This is a genomic window from Mesorhizobium sp. M4B.F.Ca.ET.017.02.2.1, from assembly GCF_003998955.1.
Lineage (GTDB): Bacteria > Pseudomonadota > Alphaproteobacteria > Rhizobiales > Rhizobiaceae > Mesorhizobium > Mesorhizobium abyssinicae.
Map to the genome: position 1 here is coordinate 1 of NZ_RZOF01000519.1, position 2,834 is coordinate 2,834.

2 protein-coding genes are annotated in these 2,834 nt (G+C 63.6%); both read right to left on the reverse strand.

The genetic code is table 11. The features are described from left to right. Nucleotides 1-246 precede the first annotated feature (246 nt). Nucleotides 247-1,365, reverse strand: coding sequence for a DNA polymerase III subunit beta (dnaN, locus tag EN738_RS33095; protein ID WP_127287223.1), 1,119 nt, complete (start codon nt 1,363-1,365; stop codon nt 247-249). A 199-nt stretch (nt 1,366-1,564) separates the two neighbouring features. Further along, nucleotides 1,565-2,834: chromosomal replication initiator protein DnaA (gene dnaA, locus EN738_RS33100; protein WP_127287224.1), on the reverse strand; the 1,270-nt coding region annotated here is incomplete at its 5' end.

A 2,834-nucleotide genomic window follows, 5' to 3' on the forward strand; every position in this document is an offset into this window, starting at 1 on the left:
AGCCGGGCGACAGGCCGATGGATAGCGCCGCATAGTTGCGGAAATTCGTAAGTGTAAGCTTACTTATATGGGTTTGGTGCTGGAGCTGTGTTGCACCTGCGGTCACGGCGGCAAAATCGCCTCGTTGGCGGCCTAGAGCCGGATGACTTCAGGTCGAATCGACCTGAAATCTGAATCCGGCTCTAAATCAAAGAGATAGAGCATGATGTCGTCCGAAAACCGCTTCACACTTTTCGGCATCATACTCTAGACCCGCATCGGCATCAGCACGTAGAGCGCGGTCTCGTCGGCCATGTCGTGGATCAGCGTCGGCGAGCCGGCATCGGCGAGCATGAATTTCGCCTCCGTGCCGGTTAGCTGCGCGGCGACGTCGAGCAGATACTTGGCGTTGAAGCCGATCTCGATCGGGTCGGCCGAATAGTCGGCGGCCAGTTCCTCGGTGGCGCTGCCGGAATCCGGATTGTTGACGGCCAGCGTCAGCTGGCCCTCGGCGATCGACAGTTTCACCGCCCGGCCGCGCTCAGACGAAATGGTCGAGACGCGGTCGACGGCCGCGGCGAAGCTCTGCCGGTCGATGATCAGCTTCTTGTCGTTGCCGGTCGGAATGACGCGCTGATAGTCCGGGAAGGTGCCGTCGATCAGCTTCGAGGTCAGAACCACGCTGCCGATGGTGAAGCGGATCTTGGTGTCGGAAAGTTCGGTGGTCACGGCCACATCCGGGTCGTCGACCAGCTTCTGCAACTCGCTCACCGTCTTGCGCGGGATGATGATGCCCGGCATGCCTTCGGACCCTGCCGGTGCGTCGATCTCGGCGCGCGCCAGGCGGTGGCCGTCGGTCGCCACCGAGCGCAGCTTCAGCTTGCCGCCGGCTTCATGCGTGTGCAGGTAGATGCCGTTGAGGTAGTAGCGCGTCTCCTCGGTGGAGATGGCGAATTGCGTCTTTTCGATCAGGCCTTTCAGGTCGAGCGAATCGAGCCGGAAGATGTGCGAGAAGGAACCGGCCGAAAGCTCCGGGAAATCGGACTGCGGCAGGCACTGCAGACGGAAGCTCGAACGGCCCGAGGTGACCGTCATCGCATTGCCGTCCTCGTCGGTCTTCAGCATCACCTCCGCCCCGTCGGCGAGCTTGCGCACGATGTCGTAGAGCAGATGCGCCGGAACGGTCGTCGCCCCGCCGCGCTCGACCTTGGCGGGCGTCGCTTCGGTCACTTCCAGGTCGAGGTCGGTCGCCTTCATCTCGAGGCTGGCGCCCTCGGCGCTGAGCAGCACGTTGGAGAGGATCGGTATGGTGTTGCGCCGCTCGACCACGCGGTGGACATGGTTGAGCGACTTCAGGAGATTTGACCGTTCCAAGATAACACGCATGACGAAACAGGCTCGCTTGAATGGATGAGCGGGTCTCCGGCGAGCGGCGCCCCGCGAAAGGTCTGAACAGGCTCAGAATCTGCTTAAGCTGACAGGAAAAAGCCTGCAAACGCAAGCCCGCGCCACCGGTTAGGACCGGTTGCGCGGGCTTTCTGGGGATAAAGCCGGCGAAGTCCCCGATCCGGCTTTTCCCGGGCGCTCAAGCCTGGTCGTTGATCAGCCTTCGCAAGAGTTCCAGTTCCTGCGCCAGCGTGTTGTCCGCGCCCGAAAGGTCCTCGATCTTGCGCACCGCGTGCAGCACCGTCGTATGATCGCGGCCGCCGAACCGCCGACCGATCTCCGGCAGCGAACGCGGCGTCATCACCTTCGACAGGTACATCGCGACCTGCCGCGGCTTGACGATGGTGCGTGTGCGCCGGTTGGACAGAAGCTCGGTCTTCGACACATTGTAGTGGCGCGCCACGATGCGCTGGATGTCCTCGATGCGCACCCGCTTCGGCTCGCCCGAGCGATAGATGTGGCCGAGGATCTCATCGATGCGGTCGATGCTGATCTGTGGCTCGAAGGACTGCCTGAACAGGAGCTGGTTGAAGGCGCCCTCCAGTTCGCGCCCGCTGCCCGTCACCGTGCGCGCGACATGGTTGAGGATCTCCTCCGAAATATCGAGCGAGGTGTCGTCGACCTTGGCCGTCGCAAGACGCAGCTTCAGCATGCCGAGCCGCATGGCGAAGTCCGGCGCCGACATTTCCAGCGCCACGCCGCCATTGAGGCGCGAGCGGACGCGCGGCTCCAGCGATTCCAGCTCCGACGGCGGCCGGTCGGCGGCGACCACCACCTGCTTGGCGCTGTCGAGCAGCATGTTGATGAGATGGCAGAATTCATGCTGGATCGACTTGCCCTGCAGGAACTGCATATCGTCGATGATCAGCAGGTCGATGTCGCGCAGCTGCTCCTTGAGCGTCAGCGCGTTGTTGTCGCGGATCGCGGTAGCGAAGCGCCACATGAAATACTCGGCCGTCAGATAGACGACGCGCGATTTCGGGTTGTGCATCAGCGATTCCGCCGCGATCGCCTGCAGAAGATGCGTCTTGCCGAGGCCGACCGTGGCATGAAGGAAAAGCGGGTTGAAGCGCACCGCGCTCGACTGCGATTCCGCCACCGCCTTTGCAGCGGCGAAAGCCACCCGGTTCGACGGGCCTTCGATGAAGGAATTGAACGTGTAGCGCGGATCGAGCGGCGACCCCAGCACATTGTGCCGGAACTCCGTTTCGGCGGGCGCGCCCTGGCGCGGCGCCGGTGCCCGCTCCACCCTGCCTGATCCGGCGGTGCCTGCCGCGAGCGCCGTTTGCGTCTGCCTGGTCATCCTGCGCGCCGGCGCCACTTCCGGCTCGGCGCCGTTGCGCGTCTGGCGCGTGGCGGTGCGCACCACGATCTCGATCTTCAGGACCTCGGGATCCTCGTGCTTCCAC